This window comes from Salinibacterium sp. NK8237 (assembly GCF_015864955.1).
In the GTDB taxonomy this organism is placed as follows: Bacteria; Actinomycetota; Actinomycetes; order Actinomycetales; family Microbacteriaceae; genus Rhodoglobus.
The window spans coordinates 168,842-189,923 of record NZ_JADYWE010000003.1; the positions used below are offsets into that span (position 1 = coordinate 168,842).

22 protein-coding genes are annotated in these 21,082 nt (G+C 60.4%); 15 read left to right on the plus strand and 7 right to left on the minus strand.

Translation table 11 applies throughout. The features are described from left to right. Positions 1–13: 13 nt before the first annotated feature. On the plus strand, positions 14–1,252 hold the full coding sequence (locus I6E56_RS14310; protein WP_197139195.1) for a PrsW family intramembrane metalloprotease: 1,239 nt from the start codon (positions 14–16) through the stop codon (positions 1,250–1,252). A 38-nt stretch (positions 1,253–1,290) separates the two neighbouring features. Here the strand turns inward: I6E56_RS14310 and I6E56_RS14315 are convergent, their stop codons facing one another. Then, positions 1,291–2,367 carry a hypothetical protein gene (locus tag I6E56_RS14315; protein WP_197139196.1) on the minus strand — a complete coding sequence of 359 codons (1,077 nt, stop codon included), beginning with the start codon at positions 2,365–2,367 and terminating at the stop codon, positions 1,291–1,293. Positions 2,368–2,608: 241 nt separating this feature from the next. Here I6E56_RS14315 and I6E56_RS14320 point away from each other — a divergent pair, with 241 nt between their 5' ends. The 5 genes from I6E56_RS14320 (at position 2,609) to I6E56_RS14340 (ending at position 7,859) form a co-directional block, all read left to right on the plus strand. Beyond that, positions 2,609–4,879 carry a UvrD-helicase domain-containing protein gene (locus tag I6E56_RS14320; RefSeq protein ID WP_197139197.1) on the plus strand — a complete coding sequence of 757 codons (2,271 nt, stop codon included), beginning with the start codon at positions 2,609–2,611 and terminating at the stop codon, positions 4,877–4,879. A gap of 218 nt (positions 4,880–5,097) precedes the next feature. After that, the gene (locus I6E56_RS14325) at positions 5,098–5,892 is read left to right on the plus strand and encodes a nuclease-related domain-containing protein (protein ID WP_307842876.1); all 795 of its coding nucleotides are present in this window, start codon (positions 5,098–5,100) and stop codon (positions 5,890–5,892) included. A gap of 80 nt (positions 5,893–5,972) precedes the next feature. After that, positions 5,973–6,635 carry a lysoplasmalogenase family protein gene (locus I6E56_RS14330; RefSeq protein ID WP_197139198.1) on the plus strand — a complete coding sequence of 221 codons (663 nt, stop codon included), beginning with the start codon at positions 5,973–5,975 and terminating at the stop codon, positions 6,633–6,635. Then, entirely contained in the window at positions 6,632–7,309 is a 678-nt protein-coding gene (locus I6E56_RS14335; protein ID WP_197139199.1) for a hypothetical protein, read from the plus strand. Before I6E56_RS14330 ends, I6E56_RS14335 begins: the two co-directional genes overlap by 4 nt. Positions 7,310–7,409: 100 nt before the next feature. Further along, the gene (locus tag I6E56_RS14340; protein ID WP_197139200.1) at positions 7,410–7,859 is read left to right on the plus strand and encodes a VanZ family protein; all 450 of its coding nucleotides are present in this window, start codon (positions 7,410–7,412) and stop codon (positions 7,857–7,859) included. 9 nt (positions 7,860–7,868) lie between these two features. Here the strand turns inward: I6E56_RS14340 and I6E56_RS14345 are convergent, their stop codons facing one another. Continuing rightward, complete coding sequence (locus I6E56_RS14345; RefSeq protein WP_197139201.1) at positions 7,869–9,050, minus strand: MarP family serine protease; 1,182 nt, start codon at positions 9,048–9,050, stop codon at positions 7,869–7,871. Between the two features lie 94 nt (positions 9,051–9,144). Here I6E56_RS14345 and I6E56_RS14350 point away from each other — a divergent pair, with 94 nt between their 5' ends. Further along, positions 9,145–9,978, plus strand: coding sequence for a hypothetical protein (locus I6E56_RS14350; protein ID WP_197139202.1), 834 nt, complete (start codon positions 9,145–9,147; stop codon positions 9,976–9,978). Positions 9,979–10,130: 152 nt separating this feature from the next. Next, positions 10,131–10,400 carry a 30S ribosomal protein S15 gene (rpsO, locus tag I6E56_RS14355; RefSeq protein WP_009771894.1) on the plus strand — a complete coding sequence of 90 codons (270 nt, stop codon included), beginning with the start codon at positions 10,131–10,133 and terminating at the stop codon, positions 10,398–10,400. Positions 10,401–10,567: 167 nt separating this feature from the next. Here the strand turns inward: rpsO and I6E56_RS14360 are convergent, their stop codons facing one another. Beyond that, positions 10,568–11,176, minus strand: coding sequence for an HdeD family acid-resistance protein (locus I6E56_RS14360; protein ID WP_197139203.1), 609 nt, complete (start codon positions 11,174–11,176; stop codon positions 10,568–10,570). A 101-nt stretch (positions 11,177–11,277) separates the two neighbouring features. Here I6E56_RS14360 and I6E56_RS14365 point away from each other — a divergent pair, with 101 nt between their 5' ends. The 5 genes from I6E56_RS14365 (at position 11,278) to I6E56_RS14385 (ending at position 15,379) form a co-directional block, all read left to right on the plus strand. Continuing rightward, complete coding sequence (locus tag I6E56_RS14365) at positions 11,278–12,195, plus strand: NADP-dependent oxidoreductase (RefSeq protein WP_197139204.1); 918 nt, start codon at positions 11,278–11,280, stop codon at positions 12,193–12,195. Between the two features lie 295 nt (positions 12,196–12,490). Continuing rightward, positions 12,491–13,315, plus strand: a complete 825-nt coding sequence (locus I6E56_RS14370) for a DUF4397 domain-containing protein (protein WP_197139205.1) — start codon at positions 12,491–12,493, stop codon at positions 13,313–13,315. A 69-nt stretch (positions 13,316–13,384) separates the two neighbouring features. Beyond that, a complete protein-coding gene (locus I6E56_RS14375; RefSeq protein ID WP_197139206.1) occupies positions 13,385–13,993 on the plus strand; it encodes a class F sortase in 609 nt (202 codons plus the stop codon). Between the two features lie 20 nt (positions 13,994–14,013). Next, positions 14,014–14,574 (plus strand): RNA polymerase sigma factor, encoded by a 561-nt coding sequence (locus I6E56_RS14380; protein WP_197139207.1) that lies wholly within the window; start codon positions 14,014–14,016, stop codon positions 14,572–14,574. Next, positions 14,561–15,379 carry an anti-sigma factor gene (locus I6E56_RS14385; RefSeq protein WP_197139208.1) on the plus strand — a complete coding sequence of 273 codons (819 nt, stop codon included), beginning with the start codon at positions 14,561–14,563 and terminating at the stop codon, positions 15,377–15,379. Before I6E56_RS14380 ends, I6E56_RS14385 begins: the two co-directional genes overlap by 14 nt. Before the next feature lie 35 nt (positions 15,380–15,414). On the opposite strand, the gene I6E56_RS14390 is transcribed toward I6E56_RS14385, so the two are convergent. Next, a complete protein-coding gene (locus tag I6E56_RS14390; protein WP_197139209.1) occupies positions 15,415–16,422 on the minus strand; it encodes a helix-turn-helix domain-containing protein in 1,008 nt (335 codons plus the stop codon). 110 nt (positions 16,423–16,532) lie between these two features. Next, entirely contained in the window at positions 16,533–17,498 is a 966-nt protein-coding gene (locus I6E56_RS14395) for an alpha/beta hydrolase (RefSeq protein WP_197139210.1), read from the minus strand. A 206-nt stretch (positions 17,499–17,704) separates the two neighbouring features. On the opposite strand from I6E56_RS14395, the gene I6E56_RS14400 reads away from it, so the two are divergent. Next, entirely contained in the window at positions 17,705–18,820 is a 1,116-nt protein-coding gene (locus I6E56_RS14400) for an LLM class flavin-dependent oxidoreductase (protein WP_197139211.1), read from the plus strand. A 52-nt stretch (positions 18,821–18,872) separates the two neighbouring features. Further along, on the plus strand, positions 18,873–19,505 hold the full coding sequence (locus I6E56_RS14405) for an FMN reductase (RefSeq protein WP_197139212.1): 633 nt from the start codon (positions 18,873–18,875) through the stop codon (positions 19,503–19,505). Positions 19,506–19,557: 52 nt separating this feature from the next. Here I6E56_RS14405 and ppk2 read toward each other — a convergent pair whose 3' ends face one another. Beyond that, on the minus strand, positions 19,558–20,490 hold the full coding sequence (gene ppk2, locus I6E56_RS14410; RefSeq protein WP_197139213.1) for a polyphosphate kinase 2: 933 nt from the start codon (positions 20,488–20,490) through the stop codon (positions 19,558–19,560). A 132-nt stretch (positions 20,491–20,622) separates the two neighbouring features. Further along, positions 20,623–20,805 carry a DUF5302 domain-containing protein gene (locus I6E56_RS14415; RefSeq protein WP_197108771.1) on the minus strand — a complete coding sequence of 61 codons (183 nt, stop codon included), beginning with the start codon at positions 20,803–20,805 and terminating at the stop codon, positions 20,623–20,625. Positions 20,806–21,082: the final 277 nt, after the last annotated feature.

Below are 21,082 nucleotides of genomic sequence, written 5' to 3' on the forward strand. Positions count from 1 at the left end.
TAGTCTCGTTGACATGACCGAGAGCCATTCTGCTTCTGCGACTCCCGATTTCACCGCATCTTCTGGACGATCAGCACCACACCCGACGGCGGCCTCCGCCGAGATCGCCGATCAGGCACGCCAACACCGCTTGCCGCCGCATGTGCCTCAGCCTCGGGGGCCAGGCCTGCTGATCCTAGGAATTCTGGGAGTCATCGCCCTCTCTTTCGTTCTTCTTTTCGTCGTTGTCTACGTGATCTCGGGCATCGGAACCGACGCTTTCGCACTCGGTGGAATTTTGGCCCTCGTCCCTCTCGCGGTGGTCTTTTTTGCCGTGCGGTGGATCGACCGTTGGGAACCAGAGCCTCGGCTCGCCGTAGCGTTTGCCTTCCTCTGGGGTGCCGGCGTTGCCGTATTGCTCGCGCTCATTGTCGGGGCCGAAATCGACAACGTCATCAATTCTCTGGGAGGCCCAGGGCCCGGCTACGAGTTCTTCTCGGCCGCCATCCAAGCGCCTGTCGTCGAGGAAGCCGGAAAAGCGCTCGGAATCCTGGTGATCTTCTGGGTTGCCCGGCGCCACTTCGATGGCCCGGTCGATGGCCTCGTTTACGCAGCGTGGATCGCTGGCGGATTCGCCTTCACCGAAAACATTCTCTATTTCGGTTCCGAACTCCTGAACGTGGGAGACAACAGCACAGGCATCCTGCAACTGTTCCTCATTCGCGGCCTCATGTCACCGTTCGCGCACGTGATGTTCACAGCCTGTACCGGCATCGCCTTAGGATTCGCAGTGCGCTCGAAGAGCAATACTCGAAGCGTCGGAATCTTTGCTGCGGGGCTTGGCCTGGCCATCGCATTGCACGCTCTCTGGAACGGCGCACTCTTTTTTGTGAATGATTTCTTCGGCTACTACGCGATCGTCCAAGTGCCGCTCTTCATCATCGCCGTCGTCATCGTGGTGTATCTGCGCCGTCAAGAGGAGCGCATGACATTCGAGAGGCTCACAGAATATGCGAACGCTGGCTGGTTCAATCAGGATGAGGTAGCGGTGCTTGCGACGTCACAGGGGCGTCGACAGGCGCTGGCATGGGCTTCGCGGAACAACAAGCGCGACACGATGAAGGTCTACATCCAAGAAGCAACGCGGCTCGCGTTTGCGCGTCAGCGCATCATTACGGGGCGTGATCGAATCGGCGCGATAGCGGATGAGGCGGTCTTGCTCGGCGCAATCGTCGAAGCACGCCATGCGCTCACTGGTGCGCCGCGACCGTAACGCTCGTATCGATTTGCTGAATCGCGAGCACCAAAACCCTAGTTGAACATCCGGAGCACAAAAGGGATGCCCCACACTGCCGCGAAGAGCGCGACCATCACGAGGGTGGTTGCAGGGATGCCAGCCTTGAGACGTTGACCGCGGGGAGCCACTAGGTTCACGCTGTAATCGCCGATTGTTTCATCGGCATAGCGACGTGACTGCCGCACCGTTTTTGTGCCAACGGTGTCAGCGATACCGAGAAGACGGCGGTGCTGGGCCGGATCAACAAGGTCAAATGGTTTCGGGGAATACACCAGCAGCCACTTGTCGACGACTTCCACGTCGTACGCTCCCGCATTGTCGATCAGCAGCGCCATCAGGTCGGGCGTGAAAATGTAGAGCGCATCGCGCTCGTATTCGTGGGGGCAGTAGAGGGTGAAATGCGAATTGAAATCACCCTCGAGCTTGAGGACCTGATTCTTTGCGAAGGTTTGGGGAAGGTTGCTCATGCCAAAGAATTGGTTATTGCGAGTGGCATCCAGAACCATGTGGGGCAGGGCACGGTCGAGTTCGAATGCCAAGAAACCCCAGTCGTAGGTACGACGGTTCTTTCCGGAGCCGGTGGTGTACCGGTAATTTCCATAGTCGAGCGCGCGGCCGACAACGCTTCGGAACCGATCACGAATCGACCGATTCCCGCCCTCGGCGAAGATCAACCCGGGATACTCGATCGTGTTGTCCTTCGGCGAATAAGCCAGATCGTTATCCGTGGCGAACTTGTTCATGCGGTAGAACCGCTGCCACGGACCGCCGTCTTTTCGCCACGCCCGCACCACGGTATAGAGCGCGCCCGCGGCAACGGCCACGACGAGGCCAGCGACGATAAGCATGGGTATGACCGGGGCAATGTTGCCGGTTTGCACGACGTTACGAAAGTCGTGCGCGACGATCAACGCGAACGGTACGCCAGCGAAGGCGATGAACGCGACGATGATGAAGCTCACCATCAGCACTCTGCCCAGAAGGTGTGCCTGCGAATAGCCGAATAGTCCGCGGTGAGTGGTCCTGAACTCCGCGACATCGTGCGGGTTCACGGGATAGATCAACCCGGAGTAGTCGATAGAGCGGAGCATCCGACCATCGTAGGGGCAGGAATGCTCTCTGCTGCAGCCTCCCTTTGGGGGTGATCTGCTCGGTCTTTGTCCCTTAACAGACTCATCGCCCGCTGGTGCGGCACTGCCTGCGACCTAGAGGGCGATGAGTTTTAACTGCTTTTAGATTGCCACTGAGTTTCGCTGAGCGCAAGAGTTAAGCGGCGAATTCATAGTCAAAAAGCGCGTACGATTGGAGGTCGCAATTTGGAGAGGACAGCTGATGTCATCGAGTGAGCTTGAACGTGAGCGGGACTATGTCCATGGCCTCTACCGACGACTAGACGCCCTGCGGGGAGCCGCTCAAGAACAGCTCGAAGCGGTGCGCCGGAGTGCGCCAGGTGGCACCCATCAAAACCGGTCAGAGCGTGACGCTTTCGCTCGCATCTACGAAGACCGGATCGGTCAGTTGCGCGAGATCGATGAGCGGCTTGCTTTCGGACGTCTTGAGCTTGAGGTGGAGTCCGAGACCGACGCTGAAAGCGACAACGCTGTTGAGCGCCCCGTCCGGTACATCGGCCGAATCGGATTGCGCGATGAAGATCAGCGCTCGCTACTGCTCGACTGGCGTGTTCCCCAAGCTCGAGCCTTCTACCAAGCAACTGCCGCGACGCCGTTGGGTGCCCGCGCTCGCCGGCACTTGCAGAGCAAGGGTCGCGACATCGTGCGCATCGACGATGAGATCTTCGACGCCGAGCTCCTTGAAACCGATGCAGCATCGCTTCAGGGCGAAGCAGCCCTCATGGCGAGTCTCACGGCAGAGCGCACCGGCCGCATGGGCGATATTGTCGCGACCATTCAGGCCGAGCAGGATGCGATCATCCGCTCCGAGCTACGTGGCGCGCTCGTCGTGCAGGGCGGTCCAGGCACAGGAAAAACGGCGGTCGCGTTGCACCGCGCCGCTTTCTTGTTGTACTCCCACCGAGAACGGCTCTCGTCATCCGGAGTTCTCATTGTGGGGCCATCGCGGTCGTTCTTGCGCTATATCGAAGCGGTGCTGCCTTCGCTCGGTGAGACGGGTGTTGTCTTGGCTAGCCTGGGGCAGCTCTATCCGGGAGCCGATGCGCGCCATGATGATGACGCGGCAGTGGCGCGGCTCAAGGGCTCGCTCGAAATGGCGGCGCTCATCAAGCGCGCGGTTCGTTCGCGTCGCGTCGTGCCGACTGAAACTCAGCGCATGGAGATCAACGGGGAGATCTTGGATGTTCCTGCCGACCTCCTGAAGTCAGCCATGCAGAAAGCCTGGGACTCTCACAAACCACACAACCTTGCCCGGGTGATCTTCAATAAGGCGGCGATCGCGGGCATCAGTCGCTTGCTTGCTGATCAGTTGCGCTCCCATGGCAACACGATCGACGACGCTGACCAGAAGTGGTTGCGCGAAGACATTCGCACTGCTCACGATGTCAAGGTTGCGCTCAACACCGCGTGGATGCCGCTGACGCCCCAGAAACTTATTAACGACCTCTATGCCCGACCTGGCTGGTTGAAGAGCCTCACGCCCCACTGGACGCCTGAGCAGCGCGAGTTGCTGCGTCGCGAGCGGGACGTGCCGTTCACGATCAGCGATGTTGCCCTGCTCGACGAAGCTGCTGAGTTGCTTGGTGAAGTAGATCTGGCCCAGACCGCAGCGGAACACGAGCGCAAGCAGCAACGTAAACGCGACGTGGAGAACGCAACGGCAGCGATCCGCAATATGGGTGTTGACGGGATGATCGATGCCGAGACTTTGGCCGAGGGTTTCGAAGCGAGCGTTGAACGGTCGACAACGGCGGAACTGGCTTCCGCCGACCGGTCGTGGACCTATGGGCACATTGTGGTTGACGAGGCTCAGGAACTGTCGCCAATGCAGTGGAAACTGCTGGCACGTCGCAATCCCTTGAAGTCGTTCACGATTGTCGGAGACATTGCTCAGGCGAGTGCTGCAGCGGCTGCCTCAAGTTGGGGCACTGCGTTGTCGGCTGAGATCGGCGACCACTGGCGTCTTGAGGAACTCACTGTCAACTACCGCACACCCTCACAGATCGTTGCGGTTGCCGAAGCAGTTGCAGTAGCTCACAACGTATCGATCACTCCTTCGCGTGCGGTCAGAAAGAGTCAGTGGCCGGTCGCCGTCACGATCACAACGCCGAAACAACTCGGTTCGAGTGTGAGCGATGTGGTGACGGCCGACCGTGCGATTTCGAGCGACGGCACTATTGCTGTGATCGTCAGTGACTCCCTCACGAGCACGATCGTGGATGCTCTGCAGCAGTCATTCGTCGGCGAGGTCGGCGAGGGTGCTGCTGGGCTCAACAAGCCCATCGCGGTGCTGACGCCGCGCGAGTCGAAGGGGCTCGAGTTTGATTCGGTAATTGTGGTCGAGCCACAACGCATCGTCAAAGAGATTTCTCGCGGTGCTGCGGCACTGTATGTCGCCATGACGCGGCCAACTCAACGCCTAGCCATTGTCGCGGCCGAGGGGCTTCCGGAAGGTATTCCCGAACCGTCATAGAGGGTGGTCTGAGTAGTTGACCCCCACTCGGGTATGCCCAATAGTGGGGGTTTCGGCAGATTCACAGGTTCGGCAGTATGTATCTAGAAGTTATTCCTCGGGGGAGGAACCTTCACTCGGGAGCGATTCTTCGCCACGAGTCGGGCCGGAGGCGGGGGAGCCTCCGGCCCAACGTATTTCCGCATGCAATCAGGTGCATGTGAGAGCTGGAGGTCTGCGTGCCGCAGAATAACGATCTTCGCGGCCGGATCGCCGGACAGTCGGCCATGGCCGCTGTCGTCGAGGCTCAATCACGTCGCGCGCCGCGAAGCGCAATCGCGCGGTTTATCGGAGTATCGCCGCTCTCTGCCGAAAGCCGCGCTCAGTATCGCGGCGCTGTCGGGGAACTATTGGTTGGTTCAATCCTCGATCGTCTAGGGCACGCCTGGGACGTTCTCCACGGAGTTCCGGTGGGGGAGACCTCGCTTGATCATTTTGCCGTCGGGCGTGCGGGCATTTTCGCGATCACTGTTGTCAACTGCCAAGGCGACGATGTCGCCGTCAACGGCGATGAGCTGGTTGTGGCGAAATCGCTGAGTGACGCCATCGTCCGGGCGCGAGAATCCGCGCGCATTGTTGCTGCCGCGCTCGCCGTCGCGCTCGGTAAAGAAGTTGACGTTATTCCGGTTCTCGTTGTCGTTGAGCCGGTGAAGTTGTCGATGCTTGCCGCACCCGCCGACGTTCGGGTGCTGAGCTCGATGCAACTCGAACAGTGGCTTGTTAATGTGGTTGCGATTTTCACGGGAGACGAAGTCGCCACGATCTCAAGCGCGGCAGAAGCGGGATCAACGTGGCCGCAGCCCCACCAGGCGGCGCAGAAAGCGCGCAAGCTCACGCATGCGTTCGTGGGCATTCACCACGATGTCAGGACGGCAAATTTGCGGAGGTTCCTCTGGGTGCTGGCCGCGCTTATAGTCACTTTTCTCTCGGTGTGGGTTCTCACATCGGTGCTGACTCGCCTCGTGCTGAACTAGCATCGCGGCGCGTCCGTTTCGAGTTCAATAAAACCGCGATAATTATTCACAGAAGAGATTATTCGCCCTACGCTGTGAGCGTGATCAATCTCCGGTGGTGTGGTTTCTACGTCGCTGTGGCGCTCATTCACGTCGTGAGTCTCCTCGCGGGCTGGGACGCTCTAGCGACACCCACCAAATTCCTCCTCATGCCGACACTCGCTATTGGTGTCGTTCTGGGTAGCGTGCGCCCGCTGCGGTGGCCCGATTATGCCTTTGTCGGTGCGCTTGCCCTGGCTTGGGTTGGCGATATTTTTGTGGCGGATGCCGCGAGCTCGAGTTTCATCATCGGCCTCGCCGCCTTTCTTGCCGCTCACGCCGTGTACCTTGCCCTGTTTTTGAGGGCCGTGCGATCTCGTCGCGTTCCGTGGGCGACTGCAGTTCTCGTTGTCTGGTGGGGAGGCCTTCTCCTTGTCTTGCGCGCCGACCTTGGACCATTTTTTGGGCCTCTTGCCGCCTACGGTGCTGTGCTGGCCGCATCCACAGCGTCGGCATTCGCGACAAACCGGTTGATCGCATCCGGAGCAGTTTTATTCTTGACATCAGATACCGCTTTGGCGTGGGCTCTTTTTGCGCCAGCTGCGGTGTGGTGGCAGTCGGATGCCCTCATCATGGCTCTCTATACCGGTGGTCAGTTTTTGATCGCGGTCGGCTTTGTTGTCGCACGGAGAGCTTCTCGCAACACTGCTAGCGTATCTGGGTGACTCCCGAGCCTTCTGAGCCTTCTGTGAACCGACGCGTTGCCGTTGTGCCGGTGGTTGTTGGGCTTGTTGTGCTTCTTGTCTTTGCGGTCTTTCTGACCGTTGTGATCACTCTGGCGGCGGCCTCGTCGACTGAGGCACCACCGGTTCCGGTCGCTGCGTCACCATCATCTGTCGCACCGCTCGAGTCGAGTTCTCCTGAACCGGAGTCGACAGTGATCGCTCCTGTCGGCGAATCGAGCGGCCATGAATGTGTCGATTTTACGGAGGAAGTCGAGTCGCTCGATATCGCGTTCGCTCAAATTCTGCAATCGGATCGCGATGAAGTCGCGGTAGAAATCGCGCTTACTGCGCCCGTCGGTCGGGATTCATCTCAGCTCGGAATCTACGCGGAACCGGATGATGGCGACCGCGCCTACCAATTCATCATCGAGCTCGACGATGGTGAGATCGATGAGGTGTCAGCCTACGAGCTGAACCGTGACGAGCGTGACGAGCTAGAAACCGATGACGCCTCAGTAGACGGCTCCACAGTTCGTTTTCTGATTCCGCGCTCGATTGGCAAGAAACTTGGCGACGAATGGTCGTGGTTCGCGTTTAGCGCAGAGGGCGAATCAACCGTCGACACGTGCCCGGGAACACCGGATGAGCCGGAGTACTTGCGCTTCGAACGCTAACCGCTGAGGGCGGCTCGTTGAGCTATGGATTAGTCATGAGTCCGCGGAGAGTTGCCCGTGGAGCAGTCGCTATGCCGGTGCGATAGCGCACGATTGACAGATGTCTCGCCGTCACATTCTTCTGAGTTTCCTCACGTTTGCTTATCTGGCTGTTGTGGCTCTCATGACGCTGACTTCCACCTCGGGCAATCCACGAAACAGCCTGCTTCACCAGCTCACCAACCTGGTGGATCGTTTTCCAGCAACACGCTCGCTGACGGTCACCGACGTCGAGTTCTTGGCCAACATCGCGCTATTTGTGCCCGTGGGATTGTTCTTCGTGCTGCTGGTTGGCTCACGTCGAGGGTGGCTTGCTCTCGCGCTTGCCATCGTGCTGACGGTGGGGATTGAGATCGTCCAGCAATTCATTCCCTCGCGAGTTTTCGATCTCCGCGACATCGTTTCGAATTCGGCCGGAGCTGCAATCGGCGTTGTGGTTGCTCTCTTAGGTGCCGCTGTCGTTCGGGGGATCGGTGCTGCCGGTGGTCGCCGAAGAGCCGTGGCGGCGTGATCTCAGAGGCTAGTGAGCGATGCACGCGCCGGTAGAAACGGTGCTCGTAAGGTTGGTTGCATTCTCGGCAACCGGCTGTACGGCATCCAGCGTGAGAGCGTATCCGACGTTGTCCTGTTCGGTGCTGCTGCCGAAGATAGCTCCGACGACGTCTCCGTCGAGAGTGAGAAGCGGACCGCCCGAATTTCCGGGATTAACCTGCCCGGCGAGGGTATAAACCTCGCGAGGTGAACCTCCGTCGCCATAGATGTCGGGGCTCTCAAAGGTGCTGATCTGCTGAACAAGGGAGGCGTGAGTGCTAAACGGTCCGCCGTAGGGATACCCCTGAATTGCTGTGCTCGTCCCCGGTCTGGCGGTGACGCCGAGGCGCAACGGGTCGGCGCTCAAGCCAGGGACAGCGAGCACCGCGAGGTCATTGACCGAATCGAAATAGACGATGCTGCTCGGCAGGACTTGACCGTTTAAGGCTTCGACGACTGGTCCAGTGGTTCCAGAGACCACATGGGCGTTTGTCATTACTCGCTCGGAGGCGATCACAAATCCGCTTCCAGTCTGGCCCTGACCGCACGCGTAGGCATTTCCCGTAATACGCACGACTGATTGGGCAGCAGCCGCGAGGGCTGGACTGTCGGAATCGATTGTCGGGATGAGAGCGTTGGGGTCGCCGAGCGGCGTGCCAATCACAGGCAGAGCCTGTTCGGTGAGCACGGTACGCCAGCGCGCGATGCTCGCCTCGACGACGTCTGGAGTGATGTCTTGAATTGTGCGGATGACCGTTGACGAGGCAATGGTGCGCGACAGTATCGGTACACCAAGTTGGGCGGCGCTAAAACTCACTGTGGAGATAACGAGGGCCGCAACGACGCCAATCACGAGTCCGCCGACCGCCCGGTTTGCTCCCCGCAGTGCGCTGGTTCGAATCTCTACGTGGATCGCTTTGCCCGCCGCGACACCGACAGCGTGTCCCATCGCGATGAGCCCTACGGCCACCGAGACGGCGATGATGACTCGCACTTGAGGAACAGAGGTGAGTTGGGATGCCGCGGGCGCGAGCAGCGTGGCAAAGAAGATGCCAACGCCAACACCGGCAATCACGAAGATGCCGCGAGTGAGCCCGATCGTGAGGCCATAGATGACATAGCCAAGCAGAACTACTACGAGGAGTAGATCGAGCAAGGGCGCCACGTTCATGGTCTTAGCCTAAAGGGCGTCGAAGCGGGAGGCGTCGAGTTGGGGCACAGCGGGAGGCGAGATATTCTCTGAGCGGACGATATGGGGGGATCCGGTGAGCGATAGCGCGCACAATGGCCACGCTCTGGCGAACCCAGCGCCCGACTATGGCTTCGGTCTCGGGATGTCAGCGTGCCTTCGCGCGCAGGCTGAGCACGAGCCGCGCACGTGGTTTCAGTCGCTCCGCGGAGTGAGCCCGCTGTCGCCGGAAGCCAATGATTTGTATCCGCACGGGGTTGGCGAGCTTGAGTCGGCGGTCGCGCTCGCCGCGTTGGGATCTGATTGGATGGTCGCGCACGCTGACGACGAACAGGATCAGAGCATCGGCGCCGACCATCTTGTGCTCGGCCCGGCCGGCGCCTTTCTCGTATGCAGCCGTCGGCATCCGGGAGACAGGATCGTCAATGCTGGCCGGATGATTCTCGTGAATGGGCACCGTGTGGCCTATGTGCGCGAAGCCTCTGCTCGCGCTGATCAGCTGTCTGAAGCATTCACGTTGTTGGGAGCGGCAGACGTCGCCGTGCGGCCGATCGTGGCACTCACCGGTGCAATTGACCTGATTCGTGGTCGGGCGAAAGCACCAGTACCAGTGCTTGCTCTTGGTGAACTCGCTGGCTGGTTGATCCGCCATGAGGCGGTGTACTCCCGCGCTCAGGTCGCGGCTCTTGCGCCGGTGGCGGGCCGGCTCACTGGCTGGCACGTGCGCCCGGCCATTACAAGCTCGAGCGTGCGACTGACTGCTCGTTTCGAGCGATTACGAACTGAAGTGGATGCTGCCCGCCGACGCTACCGGTTGTGGATTGTGCTCGGGGCAGCGGTTGCGCTCGCGGCTACCGTTACGATGTTGGCGTTTGCGATTCCCGCCATCATCGCGCTCATCTCGGGATAGTGCTTGTCCAGGGATAGTGCTTGTCTCGGGATAGTGCTGCAGGAGCATCCATTCTGCTAAGCTTTCAAGGTTGCCGTCCAACGGCCGCGGATTAAGAGAGCTCAAGCATTCAGCTATGGGCACCGCGCAACGACTAGAGAGGGGATTACCTTATGGCACTTGAAGCAAGTATCAAGAAGGCGATCATCGAAGAATACGCAACCCACCCAGGTGACACGGGATCCCCCGAGGTCCAGATCGCGATGATGACTCGTCGCATCCTCGACCTCACGGAGCACCTCAAGATGCACAAGCACGACCACCACTCACGTCGTGGACTGCTTCTTCTTGTTGGTCAGCGTCGCCGTCTGCTGGGTTACCTGCAGAACGTTGACATCACGCGTTACCGTACGCTGATCGAGAAGCTGGGACTGCGTCGCTAGTCGATTCGTCACACTTGCCAAAGGCCGTCATCGCAATGCGATGGCGGCCTTTGTTGTTTCCGGGAGAGGCCGCGATCTCGCGCTGACCCTGCGGGTTGGTTAACCAGAACGGGGTCAGGCGAACCTTGCGGCTGGCCTGACCCCGTTCGGTCGATCGAGAGTGCTCGCTAGATGGTTGCAGCCTTGGTGCCATCGGTAGCGTTCTTGGGCTTGCGAGGTAGCGTCAGCAGCGTGGTCAGGCTGACGGCGATCATCAGAATTGCACCGATCGCAACGAGGGAGAACACTCCGGCCGCTGGCAGAACGAACATGGCGACTCCAGCCGCCATGGAGACGATTCCGCTGACCCAGCCGAACCAGCGAGGGTGGATGGTGCCGCGTACACCTCCGACGAGGTCGACGATTCCTTCGAGAATCCAGCCGATTCCGATGACGAGGGCGAGCGCAACGAGCGACTGGAAGGGATTCGCGAGGCACAGGATGCCGGCGATCACAACGAGGAGTCCCAGGAGGCCGGTCGTCCAGCGCATGGGGGAATCAAGGTTGTTGGCGACGAACGCGGCCGTGACGCGATAGATGCCGGAGGCAATGAGGTAGATACCGAAGAGCACCGCGATGGTGAGCAGCGTTGCGCCGGGGAACAGCAGACCGATAACTCCGAGCACGAGCCCAATGACGGCAACCGCCATGAGTTGCCCGCGGTGCACGCGGAGCAAACCGGGAAGAAGGTCGTTTATCGAAGCGATGGGAGGTGTCGTGCTGTCAGACGAGCTCATGATGGTCCTTATCCAGAGTTGTCAAGTGATGCCTTACTCCGCCATTCTCCCAGCTTGATTGGCTCGGTGTGCAACTGCGACGCACCGGTTAGGCTCGAAGTATGTCGCGACGTGTTACTTTCTCCCAGCTCGGTGGGCCTGAAGTGCTCACCATTTCCGAAGTCACTGAACCTCATGCGGGCGCGGGGGAGGTGCGCGTGCGAGTCAAGTTCGCCGGCATCAATCCTTTCGACTCGAAGGTGTTTAGGGGAGCCGCAACCGCTGCTCCTCAGGATGTGCAATTTCCGAGCGGCAACGGCAACGACTTTGCCGGTGTTGTCGATGAAGTTGGTGCAGGGGTCGACGGTTGGACTGTTGGCGACGAGGTTCTCGGTGGCAAGGGCTTTAGTGGCCAAGCTGATTATGTGGTGGTGCCGGCTGAGAAGCTCGTACGCAAGCCCGAGGGCCTCAGCTGGGAACAGGCCGGTGGTCTCGACATCGTCGGGCGCACGGCCTGGGCAAGCGTCGAGGAGATCGATCTCACACCCGCCGACACTGTCTTGGTGAGCGCGGCAGCGGGCGGCGTCGGTTCCATCGCTGCCCAGCTTGCGAAGCTCAAGGGCGCGACAGTGATTGGCTCCGCTAGCGAATCGAATCACGAGTTCTTGCGCTCGCTCGGCATCCATCCCGTGAAGTACGGCGAGGGGATGGTCGAACGCATTCTCGAGATCAGCCCAGAGGGCATCACTGCCGCCCTCGATAACAACGGCCGCGAAACTGTGGATGCTGCGCTTGCGCTCGGTGCCCCGGCCAACCGCATCAACACGATCGCCGACTATGCCGCCCTCTCGGAATACGGTACGTCAGGCATTGGTGCAGCCGGTGCCACCCCAGCAGACCTTGCGGCGCTTGCCGCACTGGTTGCTGACGGCTCTGTGCAGGTGTCGATCGACTCTGTCTTCCCCTTCGAGCACGTCTCTGAGGCATACGCGAAGCTTCTCGAGGGTCACTCGCGCGGCAAGATCGTACTCAAGCTCTAAAGCATCGCCTAACCCAGAACTCTCCCTGCGCAGCGAGCGACTAGCCCCATTTTCCAGCTCCGCATTCTGGGCTTTCATAGCGGGAGCCATCGTTATGGCGTGGCTCGGCTGGCGCCGAAAAGTGGCTTCCGGTCCGGAGTCGGGTGGCCCGGAATCGGGCCCCGAGGGGTCGGCGACGACCGCCTCGGAAAACAATCGTTAAAGTTTTTGTGAGATTGCTGCATCCAAAACCGGGGTTCAGCCGGAAGTACTCCATGTAAGGCGAATTACGCCAGACCATGAGAGGACTAGAACAGTGCGAAACAAAATTTTTGCCGGTGTAGCCGCCGGAGCGATTGCCGCCGTAGGCGTCGCCATTCCCGCCAATGCAATCTCTGACACGACCGCAGACCTGTACGTTCTTCACGCCGTACCCGGCCTCACCGTCGACGTGTATGTCAATGGCGAACTCACCCTCGACGACTTCGAACCCGGAGATCTTGCTGGCCCCCTCGACCTTCCGGCCGACACGTACACGGTCGCGATCACCACTTCGGATGCTGCAGACGACTCGTCGCCCGCAATCGGTCCCATCGACCTCACTCTCGAGGGCAACATGAGCTACACCGCAGTGGCTCACCTCGACGAATCGGGTGACCCAACGGCGAGCCTCTTCACGAACGATCTCAGCACTATCGCTGCTGGTGAAGGCCGACTCACGGTTCGCCACACCGCAGCAGCTCCCTCCGTTGACGTGTTGGCCGACGGTGCAGCAGCATTCGAAAACCTCAGCAACCCCGACGAAGTAAAGGCTGACCTTGGCGTCGGAACCATTTCCGCCGCGGTCGCGCTCACTGGAACCACCGACCCTGTGATCGGCCCGGCAGATGTTGAAATCGCCGAGGGCATCAACACGATCGTGTACGCCTGGGGAAGTGCAGAAGACGACAACCTCGACATTGCTGTGCAGACCATCGATGGTCTCCACTCGAACCCTGATGGAGTGGATGCCGGCACCGCCGGGCTCGTCGCTGACAACAACAACGGGATCCTCTTCGCCAGCCTCGGTGGCCTCCTAGCTCTTCTTGCTCTCGCAGGATTCGCCGCGACCCGACTCACCGCAGCTCGCGCCGCGAAGTAGTCGCCAGCACAACCTCCACAGCACGACCCAGCAACACCAGCACTCACACACCCCAGCAAGGAGAACGTCATGGCCCCGAGAATCCTAGCCCTCACCGTCATGGCGCTTCTCCTTGCTGGTTGTGCTGCTGCCCCGGCAGAATCGATTGCTCCGACTGCGGTACCGTCTCCGCCGCCAACCGCGGTGGTTGATGTGCCTCGTCAGTCGAGCGAACTTGCGCCGGTAGCGCAGGTCTCTGCACCGATTCGTCTTCAGATTCCCTCTGTGGCGATCGACATCCAGATCGACCCGGTGGGAGTCCAAGATGACGGGTTTATGCAGATCCCCGAAACCATCACGGTGGCGGGCTGGTACCGCTACGGCGCTTCCCCCAGTAGCGACACGGGATCGACTGTGATCACCGCGCACGTGGACGACTTCATTCAGGGCGTCGGGCCGTTTGCCGCCCTCAAGGACATGCCAGCGGATGCAGAGATCATTGTGACAACGGAAGATGGTGTCGAGCACCGTTACGTTCTCGAGTCTGTGCAGAGCGTTGAAAAAGAGCAGGTTCCGCTCGATCAGGTGTTTGATCGTGCCGGGGCTCCGCGAATTGTTCTACTGACCTGTGGTGGACAGTTCGACGAAAATGTTCGACAGTATTCTGACAACGTCATAGCGATCGCAAACCCGCTATGATCCCTCACAGCAGGAGAACCATGACGGACGACGAAGCCGCAGACGAAGCCCGCATGACGCGCGCTTTCATCGCCGGCGACGAATCCGCGCTCGCTGAGGTGTACAACCGTTGGTCGTCACTTGTCTTCACGCTTGCTGTTCGATCGCTCGGCGATCAGGGCGATGCTGAAGATGTGACTCAGAAGGTCTTTGTCTCTGCTTGGACGGGACGCTCAAGTTTCAAGCCCGAACGCTCCAGTCTCTCTGCCTGGCTCGTTGGGATCACTAAGAACAAGATCGCGGATACTCATGAAGCTCGAGCACGAGTGCGCAGACTTCACGAGCAACTGGCCGCCACAACATCCCGAGGGGACGCAGTCGTGGAAGACTTCGACTTAGCGGACACGTTGATGGTGGCCGATGAGATTTCTCGCCTTGAACCAGATGCCCAAGCGATCATGAGATTGGCATTTTTCGACGATCTCACCCACAACCAAATAGCCGACCGTCTCGAACTACCTCTCGGCACGGTCAAGAGCCATATCCGGCGCAGTCTGCAACGGATGCGAACACGATTGGAGGCGACCTATGCGACACGTTGATCCGGAGATCCTTGCGCTGCTCGCCCTCGGTGAGCAAGTCGCCCTCCCTGAAGACAGTGTGCATGTCAGCGAGTGTGAACAATGCCGCCGCGAGATCGAAGTGCTTTCCCGTGCTGCCATGGTTGGTCGCTCGACCTTCGATGCTGGCGAGCTCGTGGAACCGCCGTCGCGCGTGTGGGAGCGCATCAGCGACGAGCTTTCGCTCGCGGCCGATCCTTCTGCTGTTGAGCCCAAAGTGGCTGTTGAGCCCGACGTGGCTGCGGGGCACGACCTAGCCACTACGGCTGATGTTGCTCCCGAGCCAGCTGATGCCGAAGTCTCCCCGGCCACGAATGTTCACTCGCTCGCCGAACGACGTCGACGCCGGCCGTGGATCGGTGTGCTTGCGGCGGCGGCGGCGGTAGCGCTCGTGGCGGCAGCAGGATCAGCGATCTGGGCGACATTCCAGCCATCCTCTCAGCCGACAATTCTCGCGAGTGCGACTCTCGATGCGTTCCCGGCGTGGCCAGATTCCAGTGGTGTGGCCACGCTCGAAGAGCTACCCGATGGCACCCGAATCATCGACGTGAATCTTGATGCTCCGACGACCGATGGTGGTTACCGTGAAGTCTGGCTCATCACGACGGATGCCACGGCTCTGGTGAGTCTCGGGATCGTGGAGGGCACGTCAGGCCAGTTCACGGTTCCCGACGGCCTCGATATTTCGAGTTACGACCTCGTAGACATCTCGGAGGAACAGTTCGACGGAGACCCGGCGCACTCCGGCGACTCCATCGTGCGCGGTCAGCTTTCGACAGAGGCATAGCGCGCTCAGCCGAGGCACAGGGCACGGTCGCCCCGCTAGTCGAAGTGGGCGGTCTCAAGCCGGTGCAGGGCGAGAGCGACAGACAGTCGGGTACGGCCGCGCGAGGTGCGCACGTCGAAACCGAGCTTGCCGCTCAACTCTTCAGCGCGGGACTGCACCGTGGAATGGTGGAACCCAAGCGAGGAAGCTGCTGCGCGCAAGCTCTCGCTTGCGGCCAAAGTGTCGAGCATGGTGATGATTCGCGGTGTCTCACGAATCACTAAGCCCACTGATTGCAGATCGCAGTTTTCGGGCGCTCCGGCAGGGCTTATCTCGGCGAGCAACAACAGCGAACCAAGATCGTCGCCGCACAGCACGGGCTCATGATCGGAGGTCAAGCGCAGCGCTGTGAGCGCCGAAGACCACGACCGAGCGAGATCGTGTGGTGCGGCAGCGATGCCGATGCCGGCTCGCGGAGCCGCTACGGCATCCGTGCTGAGCACGATCTCGGCGCGAATAGCGCCAGCGACAGTGGCGATGACAGCTGAGGGGTCGGCAGCAGCGTGTGCGGCGCTCGCCGGCTGGGCAATCACTCTGTAGCGGGTCGTGGAAACCAAGTGAAGCGCTTGGGCGGCCAACTGACGGTTCTCTCCACTCTCGGCGACATCGACGAGCGTTTCGACGGGATTATGGAAAGAATCGGCAGGCCCGGTGCGCTCGAACAGGATGCTGAGCGCCAACGCGACGCGTTCCAGAATCATGTCGTCGTTTGCGTGGACGTTGCCGTCGCGTTCGATCCATACGGTGCCACCGCCGGTGACGGGGCGTGATGGCCATGATCCGACAGCGCCCGGGTCTGCGCTGCGCCGACCGCGAGCATCGATGCGAAGGCTGAGCGCTGGCGCGGTGAGTCCGGCCGGGCATCCAGCAAGCATGCTCGCCCCGCGCACGAGTACTTCAGTGCTGGCATGACCAGCAGTGAGCGCATCGAAGTAGGAGATGACCCGAAGAGTTTCGCTTGCTTCAGGATCAAGCGCTTGTAGTCGCCCTGCTAGTTCTTGCATTCTCGTTCCGCCCTCTGTGGTTCGAGCCCTACTCTATTGCCGCCAGCGTGTGGGCGGCAGGGGCAGCGGGGAGAACTCGAACCACATCGGCGTGACCTGGGGCTGACGCTCTACATGCCGAGCGTGCGGCGCAGCCAGCTGAGCCGAGCATCTTGAGTGGCGATCGAGAGCGCGGCGAAAGGAGCGACTGAATCGTAACCGTGAAAGCCTCCCGGCCAGACATGGAGCTCGCAGTGTCCGCCAGCCGCCCAGATTGCCGAGGCGAAAGCCACGTCCTCGTCTCTGAACACTTCTGAGGTACCAACATCGATGAATGTGGGAGGCAGATTGCTGAGGTCGGTTGCCCGAGCAGGCGCCGCATAAATCGAAACCTGATCGGTGTTGCGGCGGTCGCCGAGCAACGCATCCCAGCCGGTGTCGTTGCTGCCGCGATCCCAGATTCCTGTGCCATCGATTTGATAGCTCGACACGGTGTGGTTGCGGTCATCGAGCATGGGATAAATCAGTACCTGAGCGGCAAGCTTGGGTCCTCCGCGGTCTCTCGCCAGAAGGGCAGTTCCGGCGGCGAGCCCTCCGCCGGCGCTTCCTCCGGAGATCACTAACTTGGCAGGGTCGATGCCTAGTTCAGCGGCGTTGGCTGCCGTCCACACGAGGCCCGCGTAGCAGTCTTCGACAGGTGCTGGATCTGGATGCTCGGGAGCGAGGCGGTACTCAACAGAGACGACTACAGCATCCAACTCCTCAACCCACGCGAGCATTGTTGCCATCCCGGTGAAGCGATCACCCATAACCATGCCACCGCCGTGGGTGTAGAAAATGCCGGGGCCGGCAACGCTGTGGTCGGCGCGCGCGAAGATTGACACGATCAGATCCCCGTCTGGTCCAGGGATGGACTGTTCGCGATGGGTGATGCTGCGGCCGTCGAGCAGAGCTGGAACGTCGCTGGCGAGACCAACCCGAAACGGTTCGATCATCTCTGGCGTGATCGTGGGCGGAAGCTGTTCGTTGATGACGCTGAGAATTGCGGCCAACTCGGTATCGAACGGCGGAGCGGGCTGAACTTTGTGCGAATTCATGTGACCTCCATTGGTCGGCATCACTTCGTTGTGACGGCGTAGCTCAACGCTAGCGGCGGCGGTGCGGGCGAAGAACCGCCACGGGTTCTCAGATCGACGCCGCCAACCCGCCATCTGGCGGTCTGGCACTGGAATTATCAGGAAACAGCACGGTTGAACCGGATAACTGATTCATCCAGACAGATTTTGGGAGACCGGAGCACACCATGCAGTTCGGAATTTTCACCGTTAGCGATGTCACGACTGACCCGACAAACGGCCGCACGCCCACCGAAGGCGAACGCATCAAGGACATCGTCACGATCGCCAAGAAGGCGGAAGAAGTCGGGCTCGATGTCTTCGCCCTGGGGGAGCACCACAACCCACCGTTCTTCTCGTCAAGCCCCACGACCACGCTGGCCTACATCGCCGCGCAGACCGAGAAGCTCATTCTCTCGACGAGCACAACGCTCATCACGACCAACGACCCCGTGAAGATCGCCGAAGACTACGCGATGCTTCAACACCTCTCCGATGGTCGCGCCGATCTCATGATGGGCCGCGGTAACACCGGTCCGGTGTACCCGTGGTTTGGCAAAGACATTCGCGAGGGCATCCCGCTCGCCATCGAAAACTATTCGCTGTTGCACAAGCTGTGGCGCGAAGAGTTCGTCAACTGGGAAGGCAAGTTCCGCACACCACTGCAGGGTTTCCAGTCGACCCCACGACCGTTGGATGGCGTGCCACCGTTTGTCTGGCACGGCTCGATCCGCAGCCCCGAGATTGCTGAGCAGGCCGCGTACTACGGCGATGGCTTCTTCGCGAACAACATCTTCTGGCCCAAAGAGCACTACATGAAGCTCGTGAATTACTACCGCCAGCGCTTCGAGCACTACGGCCACGGCACTGCGGCGCAGGCGATCGTGGGTCTCGGCGGCCAAGCATTTATGCGCAGCAACTCGCAGGCGGCGAAGGCAGAATTCCGCCCGTACTTCGACAACGCTCCCGTGTATGGCCACGGTCCGTCGATGGAGGACTTCACTGACCAGACGCCCCTGGCTGTGGGCAGCCCGCAAGAGGTCATCGACAAGTACGCCGGGATGCGCGAACACTTCGGCGACTACCAGCGTCAGCTCTTCCTCATGGACCACGCCGGCTTGCCGCTCACGACCGTTCTCGAACAGCTCGACATTCTCGGTGAAGAAGTTGTGCCGGTGCTCCGCAAGGAGTTCGCCACGAACCGTCCTGCCGAAGTTCCGGATGCCCCAACCCACGCCTCGCTCGTCGCTCAGCGTGATGCGGCTCTCGCCGCCTCCGCAGCCGACGCCCCGGCGACTATCTAGTTTCGCGCCCCGCCGCGCCCCTCACCGTCAGATCCAGAGAAAGAAGCACACCATGACCGACGTCAAGAAGATTGCCGTCATCGCCGCTGGACTCAGCCAGCCGTCGTCAACCCGTCTCCTCGCCGACCGCCTCACTGAGGCAACCGTCATCGACCTGCGGGAACGTGGCATCGAAGCCGAAGTGACCGTCGTCGAGTTGCGCGACCTTGCGCACGATGTGACGAACAACCTGCTCACGGGGTTCCCGAGCGCCAAGCTCGACGAAGCCATCGCCGCGGTTACTGGCGCTGACGGACTCATCGCCGTCACGCCCATCTTCACCACGAGCTATAGCGGGCTGTTCAAATCATTCATCGATGTGCTCGACCCGCAATCTCTCACCGACCTACCAATACTGCTCGGCGCGACCGGTGGCACCGATCGGCACTCGCTCGCAATCGACTACGCGATGCGACCGCTGTTCAGCTACCTTCACGCTGTGGCGGTGCCGACGGGCGTGTATGCGGCATCCGCCGATTGGGGAAGTGGTTCAGACAGTGCGTCGAGCACCCTTCCCGCACGAATCTCTCGGGCAGCAGGCGAGTTGGCGGCGCTCGCCGCGGTTTCCGATCGTTCCTCGCGGGTGATCGACCCGTTTGCCCTTCCCGAGGGATTCAGCCCCGTCGGGAGCTTTGGGGCGCAATAAAAATCATCCAGCGGTGGCGGGCGCGGGTGAAACCGAGTCCGCTGTCGAGGGTCTAGACGGTGGGGAATGTTCCACCGAGTACTTCGCCATCGTCGTAGATTGATCGCGGGCTGCCGATCACTTTCGGATCAGGAATCCCGACTACATCGTTGTCTTTGGTGGTGTAATCGAATTGTGCGAGCAGCCAACGCATCGCTTCGGTGCGAGCGAGCTTCTTGTCGTTGGATTTAACGACGGTCCACGGGGCCTGTGGGGTATCGGTATAGAAGAACATCGCTTCTTTGGCCTCGGTATAGTCATCCCATTTGTCGAGGCTCGCGAGGTCTGTTGGCGATAGCTTCCATTGCCGCACGGCATCGTGGGAGCGCGCGGCAAACCGTGCGCGTTGTTCATCCCGGCCAACCGAGAACCAGAACTTCACCAAATGGATGCCCGACTGCACGAGCATGCGCTCAAACTCGGGTGCCGAGCGGGTGAACTCGAGATGCTCATGCGGCGTGCAATAGTCCATTACGCGTTCTACGCCGGCTCGGTTGTACCAGGAGCGGTCGAAGATCACTATCTCGCCACCGGTCGGCAGGTGCTGCACGTACCGCTGGAAGTACCACTGCTTTCGCTCGCGTTCGGTGGGGACTTCGAGCGCGACCACCCGAGCCCCTCGCGGGTTCAAATGCTCCATGAATCGTTTGATGGCGCCGCCCTTACCTGCGGCGTCGCGGCCCTCAAAGATGATGACGACCTTTCGGTCTGTCTCCTTGATCCACGATTGGAGCTTGAGCAGTTCGATCTGAAGCAATCGTTTCTGGCGCTCGTATTCGCGGCGGGACATTTTGGACTCATAGGGGTGACCGTGCCGCCATGCGACTTTCGGTTCCTGAGGCGGCAGAACGCTGTGATCTCGAGGGGAGGGGGCACTCGTTGCGCTCTCACGCGAGACCGCGGCGGAGCTGGCTTCTGGTTCTGAATCACCGTTGGATGAGGTCATTCCGCAATTCTACAGCGTGTAGAAAAAAGTAGCTCGAAAAACTTAGCTCAGTGAGAAAAGAACTGAACTCACCGAGAAAAGCACTGAATTCACTGAGGGAAGCTTGTCGAGCTACGCGTCATGCAGCCGTGACTACCCGGTCTTGCGGCGGAAGTCGCGCTTGTGGTCAGCCCGGTCGTGGGTTCCTTGAATAGCTGATTCAGCATCCAGGTGTCCCGGTCGGTCGGTCTGCTTGCCCTGCTTGCGGTCAAGCGCCTCGCGGAACCTGCGCTTGTTCTCTTCGCTCGCAGAGGGTGTTTCTTCTGTGGGTTCCATACTTATCAGCGTAGGCCACCTCTATGACAACGCGCTGCTCGTCCGTGTCGCGCGCCAATCGCTGGGGGTTCACAGGCCCCCGGTGCTACGATTATGGGAGTTGTCCTGTTAGTTAGAGGGCAACGCACGGAGCAGGCTGGCAAGAAGCTGGTCACCGGTGGTAATTTTCCGAGTTGTTCGGAGGCTTTCTACTGTTGGCCAGACACGCGCCGCCACTCTAGGCATGCGCGTGAACCATCGCGTCCTTCTGCCCGCTCCTGCTCCTTGACGAGTCGCA

Excerpts from the sequence above, each read along its gene's own strand:
- I6E56_RS14390 (WP_197139209.1), bottom strand. The coding sequence starts at position 16,422 with ATGCAAGAACTAGCAGGGCGACTACAAGCGCTTGATCCTGAAGCAAGC.
- I6E56_RS14415 (WP_197108771.1), bottom strand. The coding sequence starts at position 20,805 with ATGGAACCCACAGAAGAAACACCCTCTGCGAGCGAAGAGAACAAGCGC.
- I6E56_RS14360 (WP_197139203.1), bottom strand. The coding sequence starts at position 11,176 with ATGAGCTCGTCTGACAGCACGACACCTCCCATCGCTTCGATAAACGAC.
- I6E56_RS14375 (WP_197139206.1), top strand. The coding sequence starts at position 13,385 with ATGGCCCCGAGAATCCTAGCCCTCACCGTCATGGCGCTTCTCCTTGCT.
- I6E56_RS14365 (WP_197139204.1), top strand. The coding sequence starts at position 11,278 with ATGTCGCGACGTGTTACTTTCTCCCAGCTCGGTGGGCCTGAAGTGCTC.
- I6E56_RS14340 (WP_197139200.1), top strand. The coding sequence starts at position 7,410 with ATGTCTCGCCGTCACATTCTTCTGAGTTTCCTCACGTTTGCTTATCTG.
- I6E56_RS14310 (WP_197139195.1), top strand. The coding sequence starts at position 14 with ATGACCGAGAGCCATTCTGCTTCTGCGACTCCCGATTTCACCGCATCT.
- I6E56_RS14405 (WP_197139212.1), top strand. The coding sequence starts at position 18,873 with ATGACCGACGTCAAGAAGATTGCCGTCATCGCCGCTGGACTCAGCCAG.
- rpsO (WP_009771894.1), top strand. The coding sequence starts at position 10,131 with ATGGCACTTGAAGCAAGTATCAAGAAGGCGATCATCGAAGAATACGCA.
- I6E56_RS14380 (WP_197139207.1), top strand. The coding sequence starts at position 14,014 with ATGACGGACGACGAAGCCGCAGACGAAGCCCGCATGACGCGCGCTTTC.
- I6E56_RS14345 (WP_197139201.1), bottom strand. The coding sequence starts at position 9,050 with ATGAACGTGGCGCCCTTGCTCGATCTACTCCTCGTAGTAGTTCTGCTT.
- ppk2 (WP_197139213.1), bottom strand. The coding sequence starts at position 20,490 with ATGACCTCATCCAACGGTGATTCAGAACCAGAAGCCAGCTCCGCCGCG.
- I6E56_RS14315 (WP_197139196.1), bottom strand. The coding sequence starts at position 2,367 with ATGCTCCGCTCTATCGACTACTCCGGGTTGATCTATCCCGTGAACCCG.
- I6E56_RS14385 (WP_197139208.1), top strand. The coding sequence starts at position 14,561 with ATGCGACACGTTGATCCGGAGATCCTTGCGCTGCTCGCCCTCGGTGAG.
- I6E56_RS14320 (WP_197139197.1), top strand. The coding sequence starts at position 2,609 with ATGTCATCGAGTGAGCTTGAACGTGAGCGGGACTATGTCCATGGCCTC.
- I6E56_RS14400 (WP_197139211.1), top strand. The coding sequence starts at position 17,705 with ATGCAGTTCGGAATTTTCACCGTTAGCGATGTCACGACTGACCCGACA.
- I6E56_RS14395 (WP_197139210.1), bottom strand. The coding sequence starts at position 17,498 with ATGAATTCGCACAAAGTTCAGCCCGCTCCGCCGTTCGATACCGAGTTG.